17 protein-coding genes and 1 pseudogene are annotated in these 22345 nt (G+C 69.3%); 2 read left to right on the forward strand and 16 right to left on the reverse strand.

Annotated features, from left to right (window positions below):
* Nucleotides 1-3: 3 nt before the first annotated feature.
* From ACTYVM_RS25050 to ACTYVM_RS25075, 6 genes are all read right to left on the reverse strand, one after another.
* Nucleotides 4-1554, reverse strand: coding sequence for an aldehyde dehydrogenase family protein (locus ACTYVM_RS25050; RefSeq protein ID WP_445528126.1), 1551 nt, complete (start codon nt 1552-1554; stop codon nt 4-6).
* Nucleotides 1555-1612: 58 nt separating this feature from the next.
* On the reverse strand, nt 1613-2035 hold the full coding sequence (locus ACTYVM_RS25055; protein WP_445528127.1) for a cupin domain-containing protein: 423 nt from the start codon (nt 2033-2035) through the stop codon (nt 1613-1615).
* 3 nt (nt 2036-2038) lie between these two features.
* Nucleotides 2039-2791 carry an RraA family protein gene (locus ACTYVM_RS25060; protein ID WP_445528128.1) on the reverse strand — a complete coding sequence of 251 codons (753 nt, stop codon included), beginning with the start codon at nt 2789-2791 and terminating at the stop codon, nt 2039-2041.
* Nucleotides 2788-3723: a VOC family protein gene (locus ACTYVM_RS25065; RefSeq protein ID WP_445528129.1), complete on the reverse strand. Its 936-nt coding sequence runs from the start codon at nt 3721-3723 to the stop codon at nt 2788-2790. Before ACTYVM_RS25065 ends, ACTYVM_RS25060 begins: the two co-directional genes overlap by 4 nt.
* 94 nt (nt 3724-3817) lie before the next feature.
* Complete coding sequence (locus tag ACTYVM_RS25070) at nt 3818-5383, reverse strand: 4-hydroxyphenylacetate 3-hydroxylase N-terminal domain-containing protein (protein ID WP_445528130.1); 1566 nt, start codon at nt 5381-5383, stop codon at nt 3818-3820.
* Nucleotides 5384-5796: 413 nt separating this feature from the next.
* Complete coding sequence (locus ACTYVM_RS25075; protein ID WP_400033768.1) at nt 5797-6702, reverse strand: LysR family transcriptional regulator; 906 nt, start codon at nt 6700-6702, stop codon at nt 5797-5799.
* 251 nt (nt 6703-6953) lie between these two features.
* Between ACTYVM_RS25075 and ACTYVM_RS25080 the strand changes: the two genes are divergently transcribed.
* On the forward strand, nt 6954-7616 hold the full coding sequence (locus ACTYVM_RS25080) for a class I SAM-dependent DNA methyltransferase (protein WP_445528198.1): 663 nt from the start codon (nt 6954-6956) through the stop codon (nt 7614-7616).
* Nucleotides 7617-7840: 224 nt separating this feature from the next.
* Here the strand turns inward: ACTYVM_RS25080 and ACTYVM_RS25085 are convergent, their stop codons facing one another.
* From ACTYVM_RS25085 to ACTYVM_RS25115, 7 genes and pseudogenes are all read right to left on the reverse strand, one after another.
* Nucleotides 7841-8053, reverse strand: a complete 213-nt coding sequence (locus ACTYVM_RS25085; protein WP_445528131.1) for a hypothetical protein — start codon at nt 8051-8053, stop codon at nt 7841-7843.
* A gap of 378 nt (nt 8054-8431) precedes the next feature.
* On the reverse strand, nt 8432-11452 hold the full coding sequence (locus ACTYVM_RS25090; RefSeq protein WP_445528132.1) for an alpha-mannosidase: 3021 nt from the start codon (nt 11450-11452) through the stop codon (nt 8432-8434).
* A gap of 35 nt (nt 11453-11487) precedes the next feature.
* Nucleotides 11488-13502 (reverse strand): annotated as a pseudogene (locus ACTYVM_RS25095) (endo-beta-N-acetylglucosaminidase).
* Nucleotides 13499-14755 carry a glycoside hydrolase 5 family protein gene (locus ACTYVM_RS25100; RefSeq protein ID WP_445528133.1) on the reverse strand — a complete coding sequence of 419 codons (1257 nt, stop codon included), beginning with the start codon at nt 14753-14755 and terminating at the stop codon, nt 13499-13501. The pseudogene ACTYVM_RS25095 and the gene ACTYVM_RS25100 overlap by 4 nt, the downstream one beginning before the upstream one ends.
* A gap of 55 nt (nt 14756-14810) precedes the next feature.
* Nucleotides 14811-15719, reverse strand: coding sequence for a carbohydrate ABC transporter permease (locus ACTYVM_RS25105; RefSeq protein ID WP_445528134.1), 909 nt, complete (start codon nt 15717-15719; stop codon nt 14811-14813).
* Nucleotides 15716-16660, reverse strand: coding sequence for a carbohydrate ABC transporter permease (locus ACTYVM_RS25110; protein ID WP_445528135.1), 945 nt, complete (start codon nt 16658-16660; stop codon nt 15716-15718). Before ACTYVM_RS25110 ends, ACTYVM_RS25105 begins: the two co-directional genes overlap by 4 nt.
* Before the next feature lie 6 nt (nt 16661-16666).
* Entirely contained in the window at nt 16667-17953 is a 1287-nt protein-coding gene (locus tag ACTYVM_RS25115; RefSeq protein ID WP_445528136.1) for an ABC transporter substrate-binding protein, read from the reverse strand.
* A gap of 221 nt (nt 17954-18174) precedes the next feature.
* Between ACTYVM_RS25115 and ACTYVM_RS25120 the strand changes: the two genes are divergently transcribed.
* Nucleotides 18175-19221, forward strand: a complete 1047-nt coding sequence (locus ACTYVM_RS25120) for a LacI family DNA-binding transcriptional regulator (protein ID WP_445528137.1) — start codon at nt 18175-18177, stop codon at nt 19219-19221.
* A 697-nt stretch (nt 19222-19918) separates the two neighbouring features.
* On the opposite strand, the gene ACTYVM_RS25125 is transcribed toward ACTYVM_RS25120, so the two are convergent.
* The 3 genes from ACTYVM_RS25125 to ACTYVM_RS25135 form a co-directional block, all read right to left on the reverse strand.
* Nucleotides 19919-20488, reverse strand: a complete 570-nt coding sequence (locus tag ACTYVM_RS25125; RefSeq protein ID WP_445528138.1) for a L,D-transpeptidase family protein — start codon at nt 20486-20488, stop codon at nt 19919-19921.
* Between the two features lie 114 nt (nt 20489-20602).
* Nucleotides 20603-20776, reverse strand: coding sequence for a hypothetical protein (locus tag ACTYVM_RS25130; protein ID WP_445528139.1), 174 nt, complete (start codon nt 20774-20776; stop codon nt 20603-20605).
* 53 nt (nt 20777-20829) lie between these two features.
* Nucleotides 20830-22281 carry a peptidoglycan-binding protein gene (locus tag ACTYVM_RS25135; RefSeq protein WP_445528140.1) on the reverse strand — a complete coding sequence of 484 codons (1452 nt, stop codon included), beginning with the start codon at nt 22279-22281 and terminating at the stop codon, nt 20830-20832.
* Nucleotides 22282-22345: the final 64 nt, after the last annotated feature.

Below are 22345 nucleotides of genomic sequence, written 5' to 3' on the forward strand. Positions count from 1 at the left end.
TCCTCAGAGGTCGATGCGGTTGTCCCACGCGGACGTTCCGCCCCAGTTCACGCACACGCTCTGGCGGCGCATGAATCCCTTCCAGGCGTCCGAACCGGCTGTACGGCCACCACCGGTTTCCTTCTCGCCGCCGAAAGCGGAACCGACGTCGGCACCCGTCGTGCCCATGTTGACGCGCACGATTCCGCAGTCACTGCCCCGGGCCGACAGGAACGTTTCGATGTTGGTCAGGTTCGTGCTGTGCATGCCCGAGGCGAGCCCCTGGGCGACGCCGTTGTGGATCTCGATGGCCTCCTCGAGATCGTCGTAGGTGAGCACGGAGACGATCGGCACGAAGGTCTCCGACTGGGCGATCCCGAAGTGCGGTTGGACACCCGTGACGATGGCCGGCTCGACGTACAGACCCGGGCGATCGATCACGTTGCCGCCGTACACCACGGTGGCGCCCTCCCGTTCGGCACCGGCGAGGACCTTCTTGTAGTCCTCCACCGCACGCTGGTCGATCAGCGGGCCGACCACGGTGTCCGGATCGCGTGGGTCACCGATGGTGATCTGGTCGAAGGCCTTCTTCAGCAACTCGACCAACTCGTCCGCGATGCTCGCGTGGGCGATGACACGGCGGGTGCTCGTGCAGCGCTGGCCGGTCGTGCCGACCACGCCGAACGTCAGTGCCCTGGCCGCGAGTTCCAGGTCGGCGGTCTCGTCGACGATGCAGCCGTTGTTGCCCGAGCACTCCAGCTGGTACCGCCGGCCCAGCGTCGAGCCGACGATCTCGGCGACCTTGCGCCCCACCGGCGTGGAACCAGTGAACGAGATCATGGCGACACGGGTGTCGGAGACCATCTTCTCGGCGACGGCGTTGTCCTCGGGGATGAACAGCGAGAACACGCCCTCGCACCCCATCTCCGACGCCGCCCTGTTGACCAGCTTCTGCACGGCGACGGCGGTCAACGGCACCTTGGGGCTCGGCTTCCAGATCACCGTGTTGCCGGTGATCGCGGAAAGGAAACCGTTCTGCGCCCAGACGGCGGCCGGGAAGTTGTACGCGCTGATCAGCCCGACGACGCCCAGCGGCAGCCACTGGTCGTACATGCGGTGCTCGGCGCGCTGGGACTGCTGGGTGAAGCCGTACATCATCCGCGCCTGGCCGGCGGCCAGCGTCGACATGTCGATTGCCTCGCGGAGCTCGCCCTTGGCCTCCATCGTCGACTTGCCGGTGTCCAGCGCGACGACAGCGGCCAGGCTTTCCAGGTTCTTTTCGATCAACTGGCCGATCCGGCGCACGAATTCACCACGCCGCGGCGGCGGTACCATCCGCCATTTCCGCTGGGTCTCGACGGCGGCGGCCACGAGCGTCTCGTAGTCCCGTCCGTCCGAGGCCGCGATCCGGCCCACGACCTCACCGTCGGCGGGACACTGCGCCTCGATGACCGGCCGGCCCTCGACGCTTCCCCAACCGAGCGAGTCCGCGTAGGTTCCGGAATGCACCTGGTCCAGGCCGAATTCGGCGAGCACCTTTTCAGCGTCGAACAGTTTCTTGGTTGTCTCGGTCATGATCGTTCCCCATCAGTCATGCGGGTTCGGCAGGAACGCCTCGGACGGGCTCGGCGCATCACTCCTTGGCAAGGAAGTCGCCGATCGTCTCGTCCGTGTGGTACTCGGGCTTCTCGTAGTAGTGCGGGCCGTCGTAGATCTCGATCAGCACGCTGCGCTCGTGCGCCAGCGTCGGACCGTGCGGGTGGTCCTTGGGGTTCATGTAGAACGACCCGGGACGCAGCCGGAGGCCGGAGTCGGTGTACTCGTAGTCACCCTCGAGGCAGTACATGAACTGGTTCGAGGCGTGCGTGTGCTTGGTCGGGATGGTGCCGCCGCGCTGGTACTCGAGGAGGGCGATGCTGGCGCCGGTGTCCGGGTTCTTGTGGAGGAAGTACTGACGGAACCCGTAGTCGGGATAGTCGATCCACTCCTCCTCCTTGAGGTCGGCGGCATGGATCAGGACCTCGAGCGACTTCATGGTCGCGGGGTTGATGTCCACTGTTCACTCCGATCCGGGGCGGCCCGCGGCCACCCACACGTCGTATTCCTGGCGGCTTTCGGGTGTGGCGGGGAACAGGCCGAAGAGCGACCGGCCCCGCTGGAGTTCAAGGGCCGCGAACTCCTCGTACGCGGTGGCGTCGGCGGCTTCCGCGGCGACCTCCGCGGCCAGTTCGCGGGGAATGACCACGACGCCGTCGCCGTCGCCGAGCAGCACATCGCCGGGGTAGACAGCTACTCCGCCGCATCCGACGGGTTCGTCGAGCGCGACCGGGTGCAGGGCGATCGGGGTCGCTCGGGGCGCGCTGTCCCGCTGGTAGCACGGCAGGCCCGTGTCCCTGATGGCCTGTGAGTCCCGGTAGCCGCCGTCGGTGACCACGCCGGACACACCGCGGTGCTTCAGCCGCGCCGCCATCATGTCGCCCATGGACGCGGCAGCCGTGGAGCCGAACGCGTCGATCACGAGCACCGCGCCGGGCGGGCACTCCTCGATCGCCCGCCGGTGCAGGTTGTCGCTGCTCGAGTAGGTGGCGAGGGTGTCGAGATCCTCACGTGCGGGGATGAACCGCAGGGTGTAGGCCGGTCCCACCAGCGGCTGCCGGCCGGCTGCCAGCGGCCGCACCCCGGCCATGATCACGTTCCGCAGACCGCGCCGGAGAAGCATGTTGGCCACGGTGGCCGAGCCCACCCCCGTCAACTGTGCCCGGACCGGTTCGGGCAGCGGCCCGGCGAGGTCCGCGTTGGCTGCGGCGGTCACTGGAAGAACTCCAGGGGCGGGCGGTTCCCCCATTGGGTGGTGTCGCTGGCGGTGCCGTTGAACTTGGTCGGCCGGTGGTCGCGGTCGACGATGTCCCCGTCGGTGTAGTGCTCGATACGGAAGCCGAAGGGATCCTTCCAGTAGTCGAAGATCTGGCTGCCGAGCAGGTGGCGGCCGACTCCGACGTCGAGGCTGTATCCCTGCTGGATGAGGTAGTCGTGCGACGACATGACGGCGTCCATGTCGGTGACCTCGAACGCGCTGTGATGGATCCCCGCCCAGTCCGACTGCAGGACGAGCATGAAGTGGTGGTCCACCAGCCGCTCGCCCAGGTCCAGCCGGACGAAGGTGCCGACGACCGGCCCCTCCTCGCCCGGCGGGACGAAGTAGTCGGAGGGGAGGAAGTTGAAGCGTTCGTCGAGCCAGGCCATGGTCTCGTCGTGGTTCCTCACATGAAGCACGAAGTGACCCAGGCGGGCGATGGTGCACGGCGCGACGGGCTGGCGGACCGCCGCGTTCACCCGGTTCTTGTCGCGGACGTTGTTCATCGCGAAGGGTTCCCGGTCCGGGCTCGGCTCAGCCCTGCGCCGGCCCCAGATCGCCCGGATCTCGAACCCGTCGGGGGTGGTCATGGCGACCTCGTGGCCGCCGCCGGGCTCCGTCGACTCGCGCACCGGGGAGGACCCCGGCAGCGCGGCGAGTTCGACGAGGTCCTCGTAGGTGGCGACCTCGATCGAAGCACCGACGAAGCGCTGCTTGTCGGCCTTGCGGGTCACATGGATGTGGTGCTGGGTGCCCGTCCCCCGCATGTACAGGGTCCGGTCGTCACTGCCCTCGGCCGGCACCATGCCGAACGCGGTCAGGAACTTCTGCATCACCTCGAGATCCGGTGCCTCGTAGGTGACTTGGGCAGCATCAATAGCCGTAGCCACGGGTCCTCCTGGAGTGGGTGAGAGCACGGCGGCGGGTACGGTCCGGCGCCGCCGAACGGCCGGAGCTCCCTCTGGGCAGGGAGCCGCACGGTTGTCAGCCCTTGAGAATGCTGACGTCGTCGGGATTGCGCAGGTCCGGCACCGTCCAGCCGTCCAGGTCGTACTCGTCCATGGCGCGCTGCGCGAACTCCTTGCAGTAGTCGAGCAGACCGCTGCCCCGTGCGCCGAACAGGTTGGTCTGACGCGTCACGTCGTTGCTGCCGATGTAGTTGATCTCGTACAGCTCGTGACGGGCTCCGAACTCCGTGCCGATGGAGTCCCAGAGCATCTTCATGACCTTGACGCGCTCCTCGGCGTCGATGCCTCCCGTACCGCGCAGGTAGGTGTCCAGGTAGCCCCGGATCTCAGCGGCCTTGAAGTCGTTGGCGTGGGAGTTGAGGTAGATCAGTCCACTGGCCACGACCTGCTCGATGATGTTCTTGATCTTCGGCATGGCCAGTTGGTTCATCACGCGGTAGGCGCCGGCGAACTGCGGGTCGGGCTGGATCATGCCGCCCTTCCACGGCACCGCGCTCTTGGCCATCGCGTCCGACAGCGCCCAGAAGGTGTTGCGCCACGCGATGACCTCGCCGAGCTGGGACATCACGCCGTGGAACTGGCCGGCCCCGGTGACGTCGAGGGCGCGGGACAGCATGCCGACGAGGAAGTCCATCTTGACGGCGAACCGGGTGCAGCCGTGCAGCGAGGCGCGCTCCAGGTAGCCCGAGTGGATGTTGTACTTGTTGGCCTGTTCCAGGTCGTTGTAGATGAACGCGTTCTCCCAGGGGACGAACACGTTGTCGAGGACCAGGATCGCGTCGTTCTCGTCCAGACGGCTGGACAGCGGGTAGTCGAACGGGCTGCCCAGCACCGCCGCACGGTACTCGTTGGAGGTACGGCAGAGCAGCTTCACGCCGGGGGCGTTGGTGGGCGTGATGAACACCGGTGAGAAGGCCGGGTCCTGCACGGCGACCTGGCCCACGTGACCGACGAAGGTGTGGTGCGTGAGGGCGGATCCGGTGGCCACCACCTTGGCGCCCGTGACGTAGAAGCCGGCGTCCGTCTCCTTGGTGACCCGGATGAACACGTCCTTGCCCGCATCCGCGCCGAGGCCGCGGTCCACGGGCGGGTTCATGATGGCGTGGTTGATGTACCAGGTCTTCTCCTGGGCCTTGCGGTACCAGGCACGCGCGTTGTCCTCGAAGCCCCGGTAGAACTCGGCGTTGGCGCCGAGGGTGCCGAGGAAACAGCCCTTGTAGTCGGGAGAGCGGCCCATCCAGCCCCAGGTGATCCGCTGCCACTCGGCGATGGCGTCACGGGAGGCCACCTGCTCCTCGACGCTCTTGGGAGCCTGGTAGAAGCGGTGGGTGAAACCTCCCCACTCGGTGGGCGCGGTGAGGACGTCCTTGCGCGCGGGGTCGTGCAGGGCGTCGTACATGCGAGCGATCATGCGGGCCGAGTTGCGGAAGGCGGGGTGTTCGGCGACATTCTCCACCCGCTCCCCGTAGATCCAGACCTCTCGGCCGTCGTTGAGGCTCTCGAGATATTCAGCTCCGGTAAAAGGGAGATACTCGCGGCCGGCAGGGCTCTGTGCCGACTGATTCGCGTTTGCCGCCGTCATTGACCGGCCCCTTCTTGTCGTTCACGGAACCGGGCGGAGCCAGCGGTTCGTGCAACCAGGGTGCGGGCAGCGATCACACGAGGCGTTTTCTCTCATTGATTCGGCCCGCGCCGTTGAATTGCCGGAAAGACTGACACGGTGGCAGGGCACGGGCAATAGAAAAGGGAAGGGCCCAACGATGCACGAGTGCGCCGGCCACCGACCTCCGGGTCGACCGGCACCTGAGCTGGAAACCGCCTCTGAGCAGGCGCTTTACGCGGCGGCGGAGGCGCAGCCACGGAGCGGAGACTGACCCTCGTGTGGCGCACATCACAATGATTCGGTGGCTGCTCACGAGGATGTGCTCTTGATTTCACCCTCCCTTTCCATATAGGGCGCAGCAGAGGGGTGCATAGTTCCGCGTATGGCTGCCCTCACCGCCCGAGCGCGCGGCGGTGCTCGGCAACGGTCCGAGTGGCCTGCAACCAGCGATCCATGAGTGGGGTAATCTCTCCTCCGCGCTTCCAGAGCAGAGTTGCCTGCATGGACCGGAGCCATTCCGGGGGATCGAGAAGAGCCACCGCATCGCTCCTTGCGGCAATGCGCTCGGTCACGAGCGCGACACCCAACCCGGCGGCAACGAAGGCGACTGCCGTCTGCGGCGTGGACACCTCGATGACCTCGAAGGAATCGTCGCCCGACAGTGCCTTTTCCGCGGCGTCCGGCATACCCCAGAAAGCGGAAAGCCGGGACGGCAGGATCCACCGGCCCCACCCCTTGCCGTCAGGACGGGATTCCGTGGCGCGATACCTTGGAACAGCGAGCTTGACGTTGATGTCGATAATGGGGCACCAGTCGCAGCCCTCGGCGACGAACCTGGCGAATTGCGTGGACCCGAAGGGGACGCACCCCATGTCCAAATCGCCGGACAGCACACCTTGGACAATAAGGTCGGGAGTGATGTCTGCCAGCGTGACGCGCGCCTTGGGGGCCTGATCGAGGAATTCCGCCAGTACGTCCGCGATGACTTCGTTGATGATCATGGGTTCCGCGCCAATGTGCAGAGCGCCGATTGCGCCCCCGCCCATCAGTTTCAGCGTCTCCACGACTCGATTTCGGTCCGCTATCAGGCGTTCGCCCCTGGAGAGGAGGTGGAGGCCTGCCTGGGTGGGATGCACCCCTTTCGCGGTTCGCTCGAGGAGGCTCACTCCGAGCTCCCGCTCCAGCTTCGCGATGGCGTGGCTCAGCGGCGGCTGCGTCATGTGCAGATTCTTGGCGGCCTGAGAAACCGAACCGGCCTGGACGACGGCTTCGAAGTACTCGAGTTGGCGGAAATCCATGCCCTCTAGATGTCATGACATCTACGAAATGTCAATAGATGTTCCACCTCCGTGAAGGGAGCCGCCGCAGGCAGCCTGTACGGCTCGTTACGCTCGGATCGCTCCGCGTCGTCGCCGAGGGTGAGCACGCGTGCGGGAACGAGGCTTTCGGCCGGGACGACTTCCACATCGTCGGACGTCGATCGGGACGCTGACCTTCGTTGAACCGAGCTCGTCCCACTTGGTCAGTCGGATAGCCTGCCGCCGTGGGAATGGGACCGAACACCGACGGCTGGCTGGAAGACACGCGGACGTCCTATGACACCGTGGCCGCCAGCTATGCAGACCTGACACGTCACCTCCTGGACGAAACGCCTGAGGAGCGCGCTGTCCTGGCCTTGTTCGCGGACCTGGTGCGCGCCCAGGGTGGGGGACCGGTTGCCGACGTGGGATGCGGGACGGGGAGGATCACGGCTCACCTGCGTCAGCTGGGCGTGGACGCGTTCGGGATCGACCTGTCGCCCGGGATGCTCGAGGTGGCCCGGCGTGATCACCCCGGTCTGCGGTTCGATCTCGGCACCATGACGGACCTCGAACTCGGTGACGCCTCGATGACCGGGCTGGTCGCTTGGTACTCGCTGATCCACGTCCCCGATGACGAGATCGGCTCGGTCTTCGCTCACTTCCAGCGGGCCGTCAGGCCCGGTGGGCTACTGCTGCTGAGCTTTCACGTCGGTGGTGAGTCGCGCTTGAAGACCGAAGGCTATGGTGGGCATCCGATGAAGGTCCATGTCCATCGGCGGCAGCACGGCCAACTGATGGCGTGGCTCGATGATGCCGGCTTCGCCATCGAGTCGCACAGAACTCTCACCTCGGCGGAGAGCAAGCTCGGGGGAATCATTCTCGCGCGCCGTCAGGCCACGGCGCCACGGTGACCTGGAGGTCCTGGCGGCGATCCGGCATCGCCGCGGTGCCCATCTGCTTCCGGCACCTCGCGCGTCAGCCGTGACGCAGCGGGCTTGCGCTAGGGGACGTTCCAGGCAGAGACAGACGGCTGCCCGTCCTCGGTGGCCAGGAAGCTGAGCGTACCTGGATGCGGGTGTCCGAGCAGTCGGCCCACGGAAGCCACTCCGAGGTGCGTTCCTCACCTTCGTAAGCGTTACTGCTGGTTGAGATTCCGGAGCCGTTCGATGGACGCCTGAAGGGCGCCGAAGGCGCGATCCGCGTCCTGCGGGGTGACACGGGTGGCAGGCAGGATGCCGTTACGTGCGTTACGAATGCGGGCGTACGTGTCGAAGCTGACGAGAACCTGCCGGATCGCTGAATCCCGGGACTCGGACGGGGACGAAGAAGAAGGCTCCTGGGGCGACATCGCGAGACTCCATCGGGACGGCAGCGGCTGGTTCGGACCACGACGGGTCCATCGCCGACCAGACTTCCCGGCACACCATCCGCCCGGCAGAGCAAGGCGAAGTGCCTCCACACTACCTGTGGCAACACCAGCACGACACACAGATGGCCTCCTCAAGGCAGGACCGATGAGGCGGGCCGGCCCAGGGCGGCAGAGAGACCGGTTCTGATCGGCGGTCAAGCAAGTGCCTGTGGCCATCGGTGCCGCCAGGAAGTCGGCGCCGCCCGCGGTCAGTCGGGCGGGGGCGCGCACATCGCCGGGCCGTACCCGCGCCCGGGTGAACAGGGACGGGACGTACGGCGCTCGCGCAGGGTGGCGGTCGCCGTACGTCCCGTCAGTTCAGCCGCGCCGCAGCCGCAGCGTCACCAGCTCGAACGGCCGCAGGCGCACCGCGATCCGGTCGCCGTCCCGCTCCGGTGCCGTGGCGCCGGGCAAGGGCCGCTCCAGGAGGTCGGTCACTGTGACCTCGGCTACCTCGAACCCGGCCGTCAGCGTGGCCCGGGCTCGTCCGCCGTGGGCCTCGTGGAAGCGGACCACCACGTCGCCGCTGCCGTCGTCGGCCAGTTTCACCGCGGTCACGACCACCGCGTCCTCGTCCACGGACACCAGCGGAGCGACCTGCCCGGCGCCGGTGACGTGCCGCTCGGGCACGTTGATACGCCAGCCCTCGCGCACCGCCTCGGCGATGCCCGCGCCCGGCACCAACGCGTGGCGGAAGCGGTGGACGCCCTGGTCGGTCTCGGGGTCAGGGAAGCGCGGGGCGCGCAGCAGCGACATCCGGACCGTGGTGGTGGTCCCTCGGTCTCCCTCCGAACGGACGGTACGGGTCACGTCGTGGCCGTACGTGGAGTCGTTGACCACGGCGACGCCCCAGCCGGGCTCGGCCACGTGCACGAAACGGTGGTTGCAGGCCTCGAACTTGGCTGCCTCCCACGAGGTGTTGGTGTGGGTGGGCCGGTGGAAGTGCCCGAACTGGGTCTCCGACGCGTACCGTTCGGCGTGCACGTCGAGCGGGAAGGCCAGCTTGAGGAACTTCTCCGTCTCGTGCCAGTCCACCTCCGTGTCCAGCACCAGCCGTCGCTCCCACGCCGCCAGGGACAGCACCTGGGTGATGCGGGAGTTCCCGAAGGACCGTACGACCCGGACGGAGGTGCCGTCCTCGCCGGCCGTGACGGAGTCGGCGTCGGTGAGGTCGGTGACGGTGTTGCGGTAGAACTCGTCCACGTCCCAGGCGTCCCACATGTTCGGGAAGTCGGGGTGCAGCTGGAGGAGGTTCGCGGCCCGGCCCGGGGCGATGGTCTCCCGGTCCGCCTCGATGTCGTACGCCGAGACGACCAGGCCTCGGGCGTCGATCTCGACGCGCAGCAGGCCGTTGTCCAGGACGTGTCCGCCGCCCTCGCGGGGCGTCAGCTCCGTCCTGCCGTCGGTGGCCGGGGTGGCCGCGGCACCGGCCGGGACGCCCGCACGCGCGTGCGGGGCGGCGTTGAAGACCAGGGGAGTGGTGCCCTCGCCCGCCAGCGCGTGCTGTGCGGCCTCGATGATCTCGTTCAGCTCGCGGGCGATCCGCTCGTAGGTGGCCCGTGCCTCGCGGTGCACCCAGGCGATGGACGAGCCGGGCAGGATGTCGTGGAACTGGTGGAGCAGCACGGTCTTCCAGATCCGGTCCAACTCCTCGTAGGGGTAGGGGAATCCGGTGTGTACGGCCGCCGTTGCCGCCCACAGCTCCGCCTCCCGCAGCAGGTGTTCGCTGCGCCGGTTGCCCTGCTTGGTCCTGGCCTGGCTGGTGAGGGTGGCGCGGTGCAGTTCCAGGTAGAGCTCGCCGACCCAGACGGGGGCATTCGGGTACTCGGCCTCGGCCTGGTCGAAGAAGGCCTGCGGGGTCTCCCACACGACCTGCGCCGAGCCTTCGAGGTCGCGCAGCCGGGCCGCCTTGGCGACCATCTCGCGGGTGGTGCCGCCGCCCCCGTCGCCCCAGCCGGTGGGGGCGAGGGAGTGCCGGGCGACGCCCTTGTCCTTGAAGTTGCGGGCGGCGTGGGCGATCTCGCTGCCCTTCATGGAGCAGTTGTAGGTGTCGACGGGCGGGAAGTGCGTGAAGATGCGGGTGCCGTCGATGCCCTCCCACTGGAAGGTGTGGTGCGGGAACTTGTTCGTCTGCGACCAGGAGATCTTCTGCGTCAGCAGCCGCGTCGAGCCCGCCGCCTTGATGATCTGGGGCAGCCCGGCGGCGAAGCCGAAGGTGTCGGGCAGCCAGGCCTCGTCGTTCTCGACGCCGAACTCGTCGAGGAAGAACCGCTTGCCGTGCACGAACTGCCGGGCCATCGCCTCCGACCCCGGCATGTTGGTGTCCGACTCCACCCACATGCCGCCGGCCGGCACGAACCGCCCGTCCGCCACCGCCTTCTTCACCCGCGCCCACACCTCGGGTCGGTGGTCCTTGATCCACGCCCACTGCTGCGCCTGGGACATGGCGAAGACGAACTCCGGCTCGTCCTCGAGCAGCGCGGTCATGTTGGACGTCGTACGGGCCACCTTGCGTACGGTCTCACGCAGCGGCCACAGCCATGCGGAGTCGATGTGGGCGTGCCCGACCGCGCTGATCCGGTGCGCGGAGGGCACGGCCGGAGTGGCGAGGACGTCGGCGAGCCGGGCACGGGCCCGCCCGGCGGTGCCGTTCACGTCCTGAAGGTCGACCGCGTCGAGAGCCCGGTCCACCGCGCGCACGATCTCGTAACGGCGCTGGGAGTCCACCGGCAGCTCGGCCATCAGTTCACCGAGCACCTCCAGGTCGATCACCAGCTGCCACACGCTCTCGTCGAAGATCGCGAGGTCCATGCGGGTCAGGGTGTACTGCGGCTCGCTGCCCGCGGTCTCCTTGTCGCCGAGCTGCGTGGGCAGGAAGGGGTGGTAGTCGAGGATGACGGGGTTGGACGCGGCCTCGATGTGCAGCCGCACCTCCTCACCGCCCGCGACGGGGGCGCCGATGCGGACCCACTGGTTGCGCGGGTTGAGACCCTTCACGGGGGTCCCGTCGGGCTGGTAGACCAGACCCTCGCACTGGAAGCCGGGCATGTTCTCGTCGAAGCCGAGGTTGAGGAGGGCCTCCACGGTCCTGCCGGCCCACGCCTCGGGCACGGTCCCGGTCACCCGGAACCAGCTGGTGCCCCACGGAGCACCCCACCGGGCACCCACCTCGATCGGCTCCGGCTCGGCGGCCAGTCCCTCGGCGACCGGAACGGGCTCGCCGGGGGCGTGCCACACCGCGACCTGAAGGGGCACGGACTCGGGGTACACGGCGGGGCGGATGCGCTCGTCGAGAACACGCTTGAGGCGGGCTTCGACCAGGCTGCGGTCGTCATGCATGGGGGACGCTCCGTAGGTCGTACGTCAGCGGGTGGTTACCAGGGGTGGGTGACGGTCGCGGGGGCCGACGAGGTGTACAGCTCCCCCACCGCGCGTACTTCGAACCGTACGGCGCGCTCTCCCGGTGCGGGAGTCAGGCCGCCGACGAAGTAGGCCCGCTGGCAGGTGCCGCCCAGGAAGCGGCGGGTGCCGTCGGGCAGCACACGGTGCAGGGCGTAGTGGCGCACCGTGCCGGGTGCCGGGTGGTTCCAGGCCAGGCGCAGGTCGCCGCCCGAGGCGGCGGTGATCCGCGGCCCGGACGGGGCGGCCGGGATGGCGGCACGGTCGTGGACGGCGAGGCCGCCGAGCCGCCAGCGCACCGGGCCGCCGTCGGCGGCGGTGAGCCGGACACCGATCGCGTGCACGGTCCCGGACAGGCCGGTGAGCCCGACGGCCGACGTCCGCCAGCCGTCCCCCGTGCCGGCCGGCACGGGCAGGTACGTGTACGGCGGTGCGGCCCCGGCGGCGTCCGGCTCGGCGGTCGCCAAGGCGAGCTCGACCCGGACGGCCCCCGCGTCCGTGCGGTGGGTCAGCTCGACGACCGTGTCCTGACCGATCGGGAGCCGGGTCGCGTACAGGTCCAGCACGGCGGCCCGGTCGAGCGCGCCGTCCACGAGCACGCTGCTGCCGCCGCGCCAGGCGTCCGCGAAGTCGAAGGAGACGGCGGGCCGCTGTCCGTCCGCACCGCCCAGCGCCGGGACGGCAACCGGTCCTGGAGGCCGAGGTGGTTCCACGGCGTGTCGGAGGCGACCTCGCCGTCCTCGTACCAGCGCAGACCGTGCCCGGTGTTGAAGACGCTTGCGAACGGCAGCGCGGTGACGGTCGACCGGTCGGCGACGGACACGGCCGGCGCCCGCCAGCTGTCGGCGGGGTCGGGACGGGACGGGTCGAGGGAGCGGCCGGTCCAGAACCGGTCGTCGGCGGCGTGGAAGTCCTCGGGGGTGTGGCCCGCGGGCAGGTGGTTGCGGGTCCACTCGGGCCGGTAGAGGCCGATCGAGGTGACGTGCGCGCGGTCGGACGGCACCATCGCGTCCCAGTTCACGGAGGTGTCCCAGCCGCGCGACTCCACGTCGACACCGGCCCACAACTCGTAGCGACTGCGACCCAGTTGTACGGCGTTCTGTCCGGACGAGGCGAGCGAGTCCGCGCTCCAGCGGAAGTCGACGAACATGTCGTCCACGGCCTGGAAGAGGGCCTGGTTCTGGCCGTTCAGCGCCCCCTGCCAGCTCACCGAGCCGTTCACGGTCATCGCGTCGTACCAGGTCACCCGCTGCCCCTTGGCCGAGGCCAGACGCTTCAGCTCCTCGACGAAACCGAGCATGGCGGCGCCGAGGGCGCTGTCGCCGCCGCCCGTCTCGGCGTTGACGAACCAGCCGTCGAAGCCGTACGCGGCCGCGACGGCGACCAGTTGGGCGGCGAGCGGGTAGTGCCCGGAGGCGTCCCTCTGCACGAGGTCGCGGGTCCACTGGAGCTGACCGCCGTAGGCGGCGGGAGGCAGGAAGACGTTGCCGAGGACGGGGACTCCGTGCCGGTGGGCCGCGTCCACGACCGGGGCGTTCGGGGCGAGGACCAGGCCCTCACCGGACGAGCCGCCCCAGAACACCAGCTCGTCGACGTACGCCCAGTGGGTGAGGGCGTAGTAGTCGGCGGTGGCCGAGCCCTGGGAGGGGTTGGAGGAGGTGGGCCCGAAGGAGACCAGGGACTGGACGCGGGCCTGCCCCGCACGGGCGGTGGTGTTCGCCGCGTTCGGGGTGAAGCGGGACGCCAGCGGGACGGAGGCGGCGTTGAAGGCGAGGTCTGCGTCGGTGGCGGCGCGCCAGCTCTTCAGACTGCGCCAGGTGATGCCGGGGCCCGGGCTGCCGGAGGGCAGGGAGTCGGGGTACCAGTAGGAGGCGTACGGCTGGAGCGCGGCCGTCGCCCTCGGGGCGGCCTCGGCGCTCGTGGCCGGCAGCGCGGGCAGGAACGCGGCAGCGGCGCCGGCGAGCAGGACGGTGCGTCTGGTGGGGTTCACGAACGGGTGCCTCCTCGGGGGGTGTGAAGTACCTGGTCGGACGTGACGACTTCCGTGATGGCGCGGGCGGTCAGGTGGTCCCGGTCGGCCGCCCGGGTGTCGAGGACGGTGGTGGGACGGGCACTGTCGGCGGTCAGCCGGAAGAAGGCCTCGAAGACGTCGCCTCCGGGTGCGCAGCGGGAGCGGGCGGCCGGGTCGGCGGGGACGACGAGCGCGGTGGTGCGCGGGGCCGGGGCGTAGGCGTGGTCGCGGGCCGCGCGCGAGAGGGAACGGGCGAGGTCCTTGGGCTGCCGGTCGTTGGTCAGCAGGCCGAGGGTGTACTCGAGTTCGGGGAAGTCGGCGAGGTCGCGGGAGACGTCGTGGGAGCACCACCAGGTGATGCCCCACAGGTCCGGGCAGTCCAGGACGTTCGCGACGGTGGCCTCGGTGAAGGCGGCGGCGTGCTCGGCGGGGATGAGGGGGGCGGGGGCACCGACCTCCTGGAGCCAGACGGGGCGGTGCGGGTCGTCGGCCCAGGCCTTGCTGAGCTCGACGAGGTACGCGGCGTGGTGCTCGGTGGGGACGGAGGTACGCCCGTGACGCTGGGCGGTGCCGTTGAAGACCCAGGAGTGGACGGCGGTGAGGGCGCCGTGCCGGGCGGCCTGGGCAGGGGTGAAGGGCATGTCGTCCTGGTACCAGGTGGCGTCGTACTCGGCGTGCAGGTGCAGCTTGCCGGGGGCACCTTTCTCGCAGGCGGTGAGCATGCGCTCCAGCCAGGCGTCGACCTGGTCGGCGGTGGCCCGGTCGGGGTCGGGATGGGGGCCTGCGGAGAACTGGTTGACCTCGTTGCCGAGGGTCATGCCGAGGAAGTTGGGGCGGTCGGCGAGGGCTGCGGCAAGGGTGCGCAGGTAGGCGGCCTGGCCGTCGAGCACCTCGGGGTCGGTGAACAGGTTGCGCCGGTGCCAGGTACGGGTCCAGGCGGGCAGGAAGTCGAAGCTGGACAGGTGCCCTTGCAGGCCGTCCACGTTGACGTCGAGCCCGCGCTCGGCGGCGGCGTCGACGAGCTGGAGCAGCTGCTCGACGGCGCGGGGGCGGATCAGGGCGCGGTCCGGCTGGAAGTACGGCCACAGCGGGAAGACCCGGATGTGGTCCAGGCCCAGCGAGGCGATGGAGTCCAGGTCGGCGCGTACGGCGTCGAGGTCGAAGTCGAGCCAGTGGTGGAACCATCCCTGGCTCGGGGTGTAGTTGACGCCGAAGCGCACGGCGGAAGGCATACGGGGTCCTTGCGAGGTGGGAGTACGGGGATCAGCCCTGGGATCGGTCGTCGGTTCAGCCCTTGACGGCGCCTTCGCCGACCCCGCGGAAGAAGTAGCGCTGGAGGCAGGCGAAGAGGGCGATCAGCGGTGCCACGGCGATGACGGTGCCGGCGGCGACGAGGCGTTCGTCGTTGGCGAAGGTGCCGTGGAGATAGTTGAGGCCGATGGTCAGGGTGTACTTGGACGGGTCGCTGAGCACGATCAGCGGCCAGAGGAAGTCGTCCCAGGCGAACATGAAGGCGAAGATCGCCACGACCGCGAGGGTGCCCTTGACCGAGGGCAACGCGATCCGCACGAACCGCTGCCAGACGTTGGCGCCGTCGGCGTAGGCGGCCTCCTCCACCTCGAAGGGCAGGCCGCGGAAGGCGTTGCGCATCAGCAGGACGTTCAGGGAGGCGACGGCGCCCGGCAGGACGACGCCGGTGAGCGTGTTGTTCAGGCCGAGGTCGCGCATGGTCGTGAACTGGGCGATGACGATGGCCTCGGCGGGCACCAGCATGGCCAGGACGAAGACCAGGGTGGCGGCCCGGCGGCCCCGGTAGCGCAGCCGGGCCAGGGCGTAGCCGGCGAGGGCGGAGCCGACGCAGTTGGTGACGACGTTGGCGGCGGCGACCTTGAGGGAGTTGAGAACGTACTCCCACACCGGGATGGTGTCGGCCACCCGCTTGTAGTTGTGCAGGGTGGGATGCTCGGGCAGGAACCTCGGCGGGGAGCTGAAGATGTCCTCGGTCGGGCCCTTGAGCGAGGTGGACAACTGCCACAGGAACGGGCCGACGGTCAGGGCCAGGACGATGAGCAGCAGCGTGTAGCGCAGGATCAGTTCCCAGGCCCGGATGCGGCGACCGTTCTCGTCGGCGAAGCGGGAGGTGCGGGCGGGTGCCGGTGCCGTGCCGGTCCTGGGTGCCTTGTCGGTGAGGCTCACGCGTCCTCCTTCCGGTCGGCCCGCAGGACGAGCAGCATCAGCAGGACGGTGACGACGAAGACGACCAGGGAGATGGCGGAGGCGTAGCCGACACGGCCGGTCAGGCCGGTGCCGGTGCGCTGCACGAGCATCACCAGGGTGGTGTCCTCGCCGGCCGGTCCGCCGGCCGGGCCCGCCATCAGGTACACCTCGGAGAACACCTTGAAGGAGGAGACCGCTGCGAGCGCGGCGACCAGGACCATGGTGGAGCGGAGGGCCGGCACGGTCACGGTGAAGAAGCGGCGCACCGGGCCCGCGCCGTCGACGGCGGCGGCCTCATGCAGCTCACGCGGGACGTTGGCGAGCGCCGCCATGTAAATGATCATGTAATAGCCGAGGCCCCTCCAGATCGTGACGGCCATGGCGCTCAGCAGGAGCAGCCACTGGTCGCTGAGGAAGCCGACCTTGCCCGCCCCGACTGCTTCCAGGAGCGAGTTCACCAGACCGCGCTCGTCCAGCAGCCACACCCAGATCAGCCCGACCACCACGACCGACGCGACGACCGGGGTGTAGAAGGCCGACCGGAAGAAGGTGATGCCGGGGATGGTCTTGCGTACCAGCATGGCGAGCAGCAGCGGCAGGATCACCAGCGCCGGGACGACGCCGAGCACATACAGCGCGCTGTTGCGCAGACCGATCCAGAACATGTCGTCGTGCAACAGCTCGCGGAAGTTGGCGAGTCCGACGAATCGGCCCGGCATGAGGGTGCGGCGGTCGGTGAAGGCGTTGATCACCGTGGAGACGAACGGGTACAGGACGAAGACAGCGGTGACCAGCAGTCCCGGGGCGGCGAACAGCCAGGGGCTGACGGGCAGTTGACGTCGTGTCCGGATCGCCGGGTGGCGCTCGCGGCGCCCGGCCGGAGGCGACGGGCGCGTCCGGGAGACGGTCGGGGTGGCCATGGTGCGCTATCCCTGCTTCAGGAGTTGGTCACATTCCTTGACAGCGTTGTCAAGCGCTGCCTCAGGGCTCTGCTTGCCCTGCAACGCCTTGGCGACCTCGTTGCGCAGCGCGGTCTTCATCTGGTCGCTGAACAGCACGGGCGTGTAGTTGACCGCGTTCTTCAGCGACTTGGCGGCGGCGATACGCACCCGGGTCTCGTCGGTGCCGTCCTCCTTGGTGAAGTACGGGTCGTCGAGGGAACCGGCGGTGGACGGGAAGATCGCGACCTCCTTGGCGAAGGACATCTGGTGCTCGGCGTCGGTGACGTAGTGCGCGAAGGCGACGGCCGCGGGCGTGTGCTTGGTCCTGGAGTTCACCATCGCGCCCATCACGTACATGTTGACGTGGCCCGTGTTGGTGATCTGGTCGGTGATGCCGATGTTCTTGTACAGGCTCGGCGCCTGCTTCTTGAAGTTCTCCAGGTCCAGGGCGCTGCCGGGGTTCATGGCGACGGCCTGGGTGAGGAACTTGTTCCCGGCCGACTCGGGGGTTGCGGTCAGCGCCTGCGGGTCGAGCCCCTTGGCGTCGTACAACTTCTTGTACTTGGTGAGGAGTTCGACACCCTTGGCGTCGTTGAAGGTGAAGCCCGTGCCGTCCTGGTTCATGAGGGAGGCGCCGTAGCGGCCGAAGTCCTCGATGGTGGGGATGTTGGCGAGGGTGGCGACCTTGCCGCCGGACTTGTCCGCGATCTGCTGGGCTTGGGTGAAGAGGTCGTCGTACGTCTTCGGCGGGGTGTCGGGGTCCAGCCCGGCCTTCTCGAACAGGGCCTTGTTGTAGAACAGCGGGCCGGTGTTCAGGTACCAGGGGAAGGCGTAGGTGCCGGTCATGCCCGGGATCTGGTCGCCGGCCCAGGCACCGGGCAGGTACTCCTGCTTGTACTTCGCGGCGGCCCTGTCCAGGTCGAGCGCGAGGCCCGCCTTGGCGAGCGGCGCGAGCAGGTCCGGGGAGACGTTGACCACGTCCGGCAGGGTGCCCGCGGCGGCGTCGGCGCTGAGCTTGTCGGGGTAGCCCTCGGCCGGCTGGTCGACCCACTTGACGTGGGTGCCCGGGTACTTCTTCTCGAAGCCGGCGATCACGCCGTTGAAGTAGTCCTTGAAGTTGGCGCGCAGGTTCCAGGTCTGGAAGGTGATGTCGCCCTCGACCTTGCCGGAGGCGTCCGTCGAGCCGCCGCCATCGCCGGAGCCGCAGGCGCTCAGCGGCAGGACGAGGGCGGTGACAGCAGCGGCGGCGAGTGTTCTGCGGGATATGGGCACGGTGATACGGCTCCCTTGCGGCGTCGGCGACTCCGGTTTCGGCAAGGACCATGCACGCCGAGTTCGGGAAAAGTCAATGGATTCGGGCGCGCTAAAGCCGTCGACGTCGCATTAGTGCAGGTCAGACCGGTCATGAGGGGAAGGTTGCCAGCAAGTGCTAATGCGCTTTAGGCTACTTTCACTCAAGCGCTTTAGCGATCACTCCGAGAAACGAGGGGAACATGCCGGCCAAGAGGTCCCCGGCACGCCGGCCGACAATGAAGGACATCGCGCGCCGCGCCGGCGTCTCCGAGAGTGCCGTCTCCTTCGCCCTCAACGGCCGGCCCGGTGTCTCCGAGGTGACCCGCGAGCGGGTGCGCCGGGTCGCCGAGCAGCTGGGTTGGCGGCCCAGTACGGCGGCCCGCGCGCTGTCGGGCGAGGGCGCGGCCACGGTTGGCTTCGTGCTGGCCCGGCCCGCGGACACCCTCGGCGTCGACTCCTTCTTCCTGCAGCTCGTCTCCGGCATCCAGGACGTGCTGGCGGAGCGTCACCTGGGGCTGCTGTTCCAGGTGGTGGAGGATGTTGCCGATGAGTGCATGGTCTACCGCAGATGGTGGGCCGAGCACCGGGTGGACGGCGTGCTGGTGGTGGACCCGCGCACCGACGATCCGCGCCCGGAGGTGCTCGACGAACTCGGCCTGCCTGCGGTGGTGATCGGGGGCGCGCCGGACGAGCGGCACCCCGGGCTGTCCACGGTGTGGGCGGACGACGCGGGCGCGATGGCCTCGGTGGTGGACGAGCTGTACACGCTCGGCCACCGGCGGATCGTACACATTGCCGGTCTGGCCGGTCTGGCCCACACCGAACGCCGGATCCGGACCCTGCGCGCAGAGGCGCAGCGGCGCGGGCTGACCGGGGTGGAGTCGATCACCACCGACTACTCGGACGCGGAGGGCGCCGCCGTCACCCGCCGGGTCCTCGGCTGCGCGGCTCCCCCGACGGCCCTGATCTACGACAATGACGTGATGGCCCTCGCGGGCGTCGCCGCCGCCACCGAACTCGGCTTCTCCGTACCGGCGGACGTGTCGGTGGTGGCCTGGGAGGACTCGGCCCTGTGCCGGATGGTCAAGCCCTGGCTGTCGGCGCTGTCCCGGGACAGCATGGAGTTCGGCCGTACGGCGGCACGGGAGCTGACCGCACTGCTCGACGGCGGCCCGGCACGCACGGTCAGGGTGCCGGTGCCCCGGCTGATCGGACGCGAGAGCACAGGGGTTGCGCGGCGCGCATGACCCTCACGGGTTCACGCCCCCCCCCGGCACACGGGCCGCGCCCCCGGTCGTGGCCAGGAGCACCACGGACTGAAGCCGAGCCGGTGCGTCCCTCGAACACCTCGGCCGCCTGCATCCGCACTGTCTCCCAGCGCGGCGGTCAGCCCGCCGGCTTACCCGCATCACCCTGACGAGCCGAAGTCAGTATGCGCAGCGACGACCAGAAAGGCTTTGCGGTGATGCCCGAACGATGGATCGTCGAGCGGCTCGTCGCCCACCTGATGCGCACCCGGCGCCTGCCCGCGAATTCGAGCGCCGCACCACCAGTGCTGAGGCGATGCGGCGACCTTCGCTGCGGGTCGGTGGACAAAGACGGCGGGTTCAGGAGGGGGCTGATGCCGTGGAGGCGGTGTGCCGTTACCCCGTACGGGGCGCACGCGTGGGGTCTCACGCGTGCGCCGCACAGACGAAGAAGACATCATCGCGGCCAGGGCCGTGGGCTGCTTCGCTGATCTGTCACGCGCCACCCAGGAGCGGATCGCGGCGAAAGTCGCCGCCGGCAGAGCAGGTGTGGCAAGTCATCACGTGCGTCTGGAACATCCTCGAGAACCGTGCTCCACTGACAGCGCGAGGAGTGAGCAGGCGACGCCGGGGCGGCCGTCCTCGACACCTGGTCGCGGCCGCGGGGGAGTGGCTCGCCCTCTTCTCCGTCACCGCGTCAGGACACCACGCGCAGGTGGGTCGGCCAGCCGATGCGGTCGAGGAGCCGGAACATCTTCTTGATGTCGGTCGGGTTCAGCTTCACGCAGCCGTTGGACTTGTAGTCGCCGACGCCGTCCCACCGGCGCGGCTCGCTGCTGCCCTGGCTGCCGTCGCGGTTCATCTCGGAGTGGATGAACATCTCCGTACGCGTCAGGGTGCCCTTGGAGCACTTCATGTCCTGGAGGTAGATGGCGTAGCCCTTGATGAACTTGCCGTTGTAGGTGCGGGACTTGAGCTTGATCCTCCAGTTGCCGTTCGGCATCCAGCCCTTGGCGCGCGCGCAGTCGTCCTTGACACCGATGCCTGATCCGGCCCGGTAGCTGGCCCAGAGCTTCTTGCCCTGGTAGACGGAGAGCCGCGAGTCGGTGGGGTCGTCCTGGTTCTTGTCGAAGACCAGGGTGGTCGCCGCGGCCGCCGACGGCGCCTCGGCGGGCCCCTGTGCGGCGGCGGCCGGTGCCAGCGCCAGCGTCGTCGCCACGGCCCCGGCGATCACGGCACCGCGCAGGTGACGTCCGTCGTTGCTCATGTGTTCTCCTCGTTCTTCCCGCACGGCGCGGGCGTTCCCCGGCCGCACATGTCTGGCGTGCGTGGTGTTCGGGATGCCTGGGGGCGGGCGGCGCGGCCCGCCCCCGGAGCGCGGTCAGGCGATGGCCAGGCGTACCTGTGCCGACTTCGTCCCGGCGAAGGTGAAGGAGAACTGCTCCCGGACCCCGGAACCGCACGCGGACTTCGTCTTGTATGCACCGTTGCCGGCGTTGATTCGGATCACGGCGCACTTGCCGTCCATGCGGGTGTCCTGGACCCAGCCGGACACGGTCACGTCGCTGCCCGAGCAGCGAAGGTTCCAGCTGGCCGACGCCCCGTCGATCACCGGGGACGCGGAGGACGGGCAGGTGGCGGCGCTCGCCGGGCCGGCGGCGCCGACGGCCAGCCCACCGGTGAGGACGGCGGCCGACAGAATCGACGTGATGGTCTTGCGGACAGCGGACATGATGGCCCCTCGGGCGGTGTGCTGACAGGAAGGCGACCGGGACCCCTGGACCTCTCGCCGCCCGAAGGGGCGAACCGTCGAGGGTGCCGGCCGCGGACCCAGCATGCCGGGGCCGGCCTGGTGGGAGAAGACGATCCCGGCTGCTTGCCGATGCGCATTGATGCACCCTGCATGGCAGGCCTCTGACCTGGGACTATGGCCTGATGCGTGCCCGGGGCGGGTGCCGCCGTCACACAGAAGCGGAGGCCCGAGGGCTGGTGGCCCTCTGGTAGTCCGGTGCCTTGGACGGGAGGGAGCTGTTCCACCAGCAGGGCCAGCCAGGTGTCCATGTCCACCCGGCCGGTCATGGACAGGCCATGAGTGCGCTGGAAGAACCTCAGGTCCTCGGCGGTCACCGCGGTGAACCTCCCCGACACCGCCGTGCTGCCCTGGCCCACGTTGTTCAGAAGTTCCTGTACGGCCCGTACCTCGAAGGTCCCGGATCCGGGTCCGACCTCCTTCACCAGCTCCGGCCAGGTTTTCCTGCCCACCTTGCCGTCGGCCTCCAGGTCTTTCCCGAGCTGGAAGTCCATGACGGCGTCCCGGGTGTCCTCCCTGAAGAAGCCGTCGGCCCGCACCTTGTAGCCGTGCGCGTTCAGCAGGTACTGCAGGGCGCGGGCACGGGTGAACTGGTCCTCCTCGCCCATGCGCAGCAACGGCCACTCGTACGACGTCCGGCTCTCGGAAACGGCACCGGCCGCACCCTCGGCCACGGCCCTGCGGTCCTGGGTGGAGAACCGTTCGTGGACGACCGCTCCGGCGGTGAACGCCAAAGCCATGGCCGCCGCGACCAGGACCGGCCGGAGCCAGTGGAGGCGGGGCCGGCCGGATGCGGCACGGCCATCCGCACCACGCGCGGCGGCCGTGCCGGGGGTGGGATCGGCTCCCTCCCTCCTGGAGACGGCATCGGGTGTGGGGATTTCGTCGGATGCGGCCGCGGCATCCGTCGACGCGGTGTGCTCCCCTCCGGCTTCGGCGGCCCGTTGACGGCCGTTCTCTGCCCGCGCGGCCCGGCACAGCACCCGTGCCTGTTCGAGCTCCGCCGCCGGGGCACGCAACTGGGCGTGCAGAGCCTCCACCACCCTCGGAGGAGCGGTCGACAGGTGCCTCGGATTCAGATAGCGCGACAGCGTCGTCTGGCCGACCCCAAGCCTCGCGGCCAGCGCCTGCTGCGTCGGCCGAGTCCCGCCGGGCGAGCTCACGGCCTCCTCCCACCAGCGGCGCAGCAGCCGCGCCAACTGCACCCCCGGGCTCCGTTCCCGGTCCTGGCCACCCCGCGCCTGCGCCATGTACCTGCCTCTCCCTGTCGTCATGCGGAACAACCGGGCCTCCGCACCCCTTGCATGGCGGCAT

Source organism: Streptomyces cyslabdanicus, assembly GCF_052663305.1.

What these genes read in the sequence shown, in the direction of transcription:
- ACTYVM_RS25075 (WP_400033768.1), bottom strand. Translation starts at nt 6,702, where the DNA reads ATGGATTTCCGCCAACTCGAGTACTTCGAAGCCGTCGTCCAGGCCGGT.
- ACTYVM_RS25125 (WP_445528138.1), bottom strand. Translation starts at nt 20,488, where the DNA reads ATGAGCAACGACGGACGTCACCTGCGCGGTGCCGTGATCGCCGGGGCC.
- ACTYVM_RS25050 (WP_445528126.1), bottom strand. Translation starts at nt 1,554, where the DNA reads ATGACCGAGACAACCAAGAAACTGTTCGACGCTGAAAAGGTGCTCGCC.
- ACTYVM_RS25135 (WP_445528140.1), bottom strand. Translation starts at nt 22,281, where the DNA reads ATGGCGCAGGCGCGGGGTGGCCAGGACCGGGAACGGAGCCCGGGGGTG.
- ACTYVM_RS25120 (WP_445528137.1), top strand. Translation starts at nt 18,175, where the DNA reads ATGCCGGCCAAGAGGTCCCCGGCACGCCGGCCGACAATGAAGGACATC.
- ACTYVM_RS25080 (WP_445528198.1), top strand. Translation starts at nt 6,954, where the DNA reads ATGGGACCGAACACCGACGGCTGGCTGGAAGACACGCGGACGTCCTAT.
- ACTYVM_RS25100 (WP_445528133.1), bottom strand. Translation starts at nt 14,755, where the DNA reads ATGCCTTCCGCCGTGCGCTTCGGCGTCAACTACACCCCGAGCCAGGGA.
- ACTYVM_RS25085 (WP_445528131.1), bottom strand. Translation starts at nt 8,053, where the DNA reads ATGTCGCCCCAGGAGCCTTCTTCTTCGTCCCCGTCCGAGTCCCGGGAT.
- ACTYVM_RS25090 (WP_445528132.1), bottom strand. Translation starts at nt 11,452, where the DNA reads ATGCATGACGACCGCAGCCTGGTCGAAGCCCGCCTCAAGCGTGTTCTC.
- ACTYVM_RS25070 (WP_445528130.1), bottom strand. Translation starts at nt 5,383, where the DNA reads ATGACGGCGGCAAACGCGAATCAGTCGGCACAGAGCCCTGCCGGCCGC.
- ACTYVM_RS25110 (WP_445528135.1), bottom strand. Translation starts at nt 16,660, where the DNA reads ATGGCCACCCCGACCGTCTCCCGGACGCGCCCGTCGCCTCCGGCCGGG.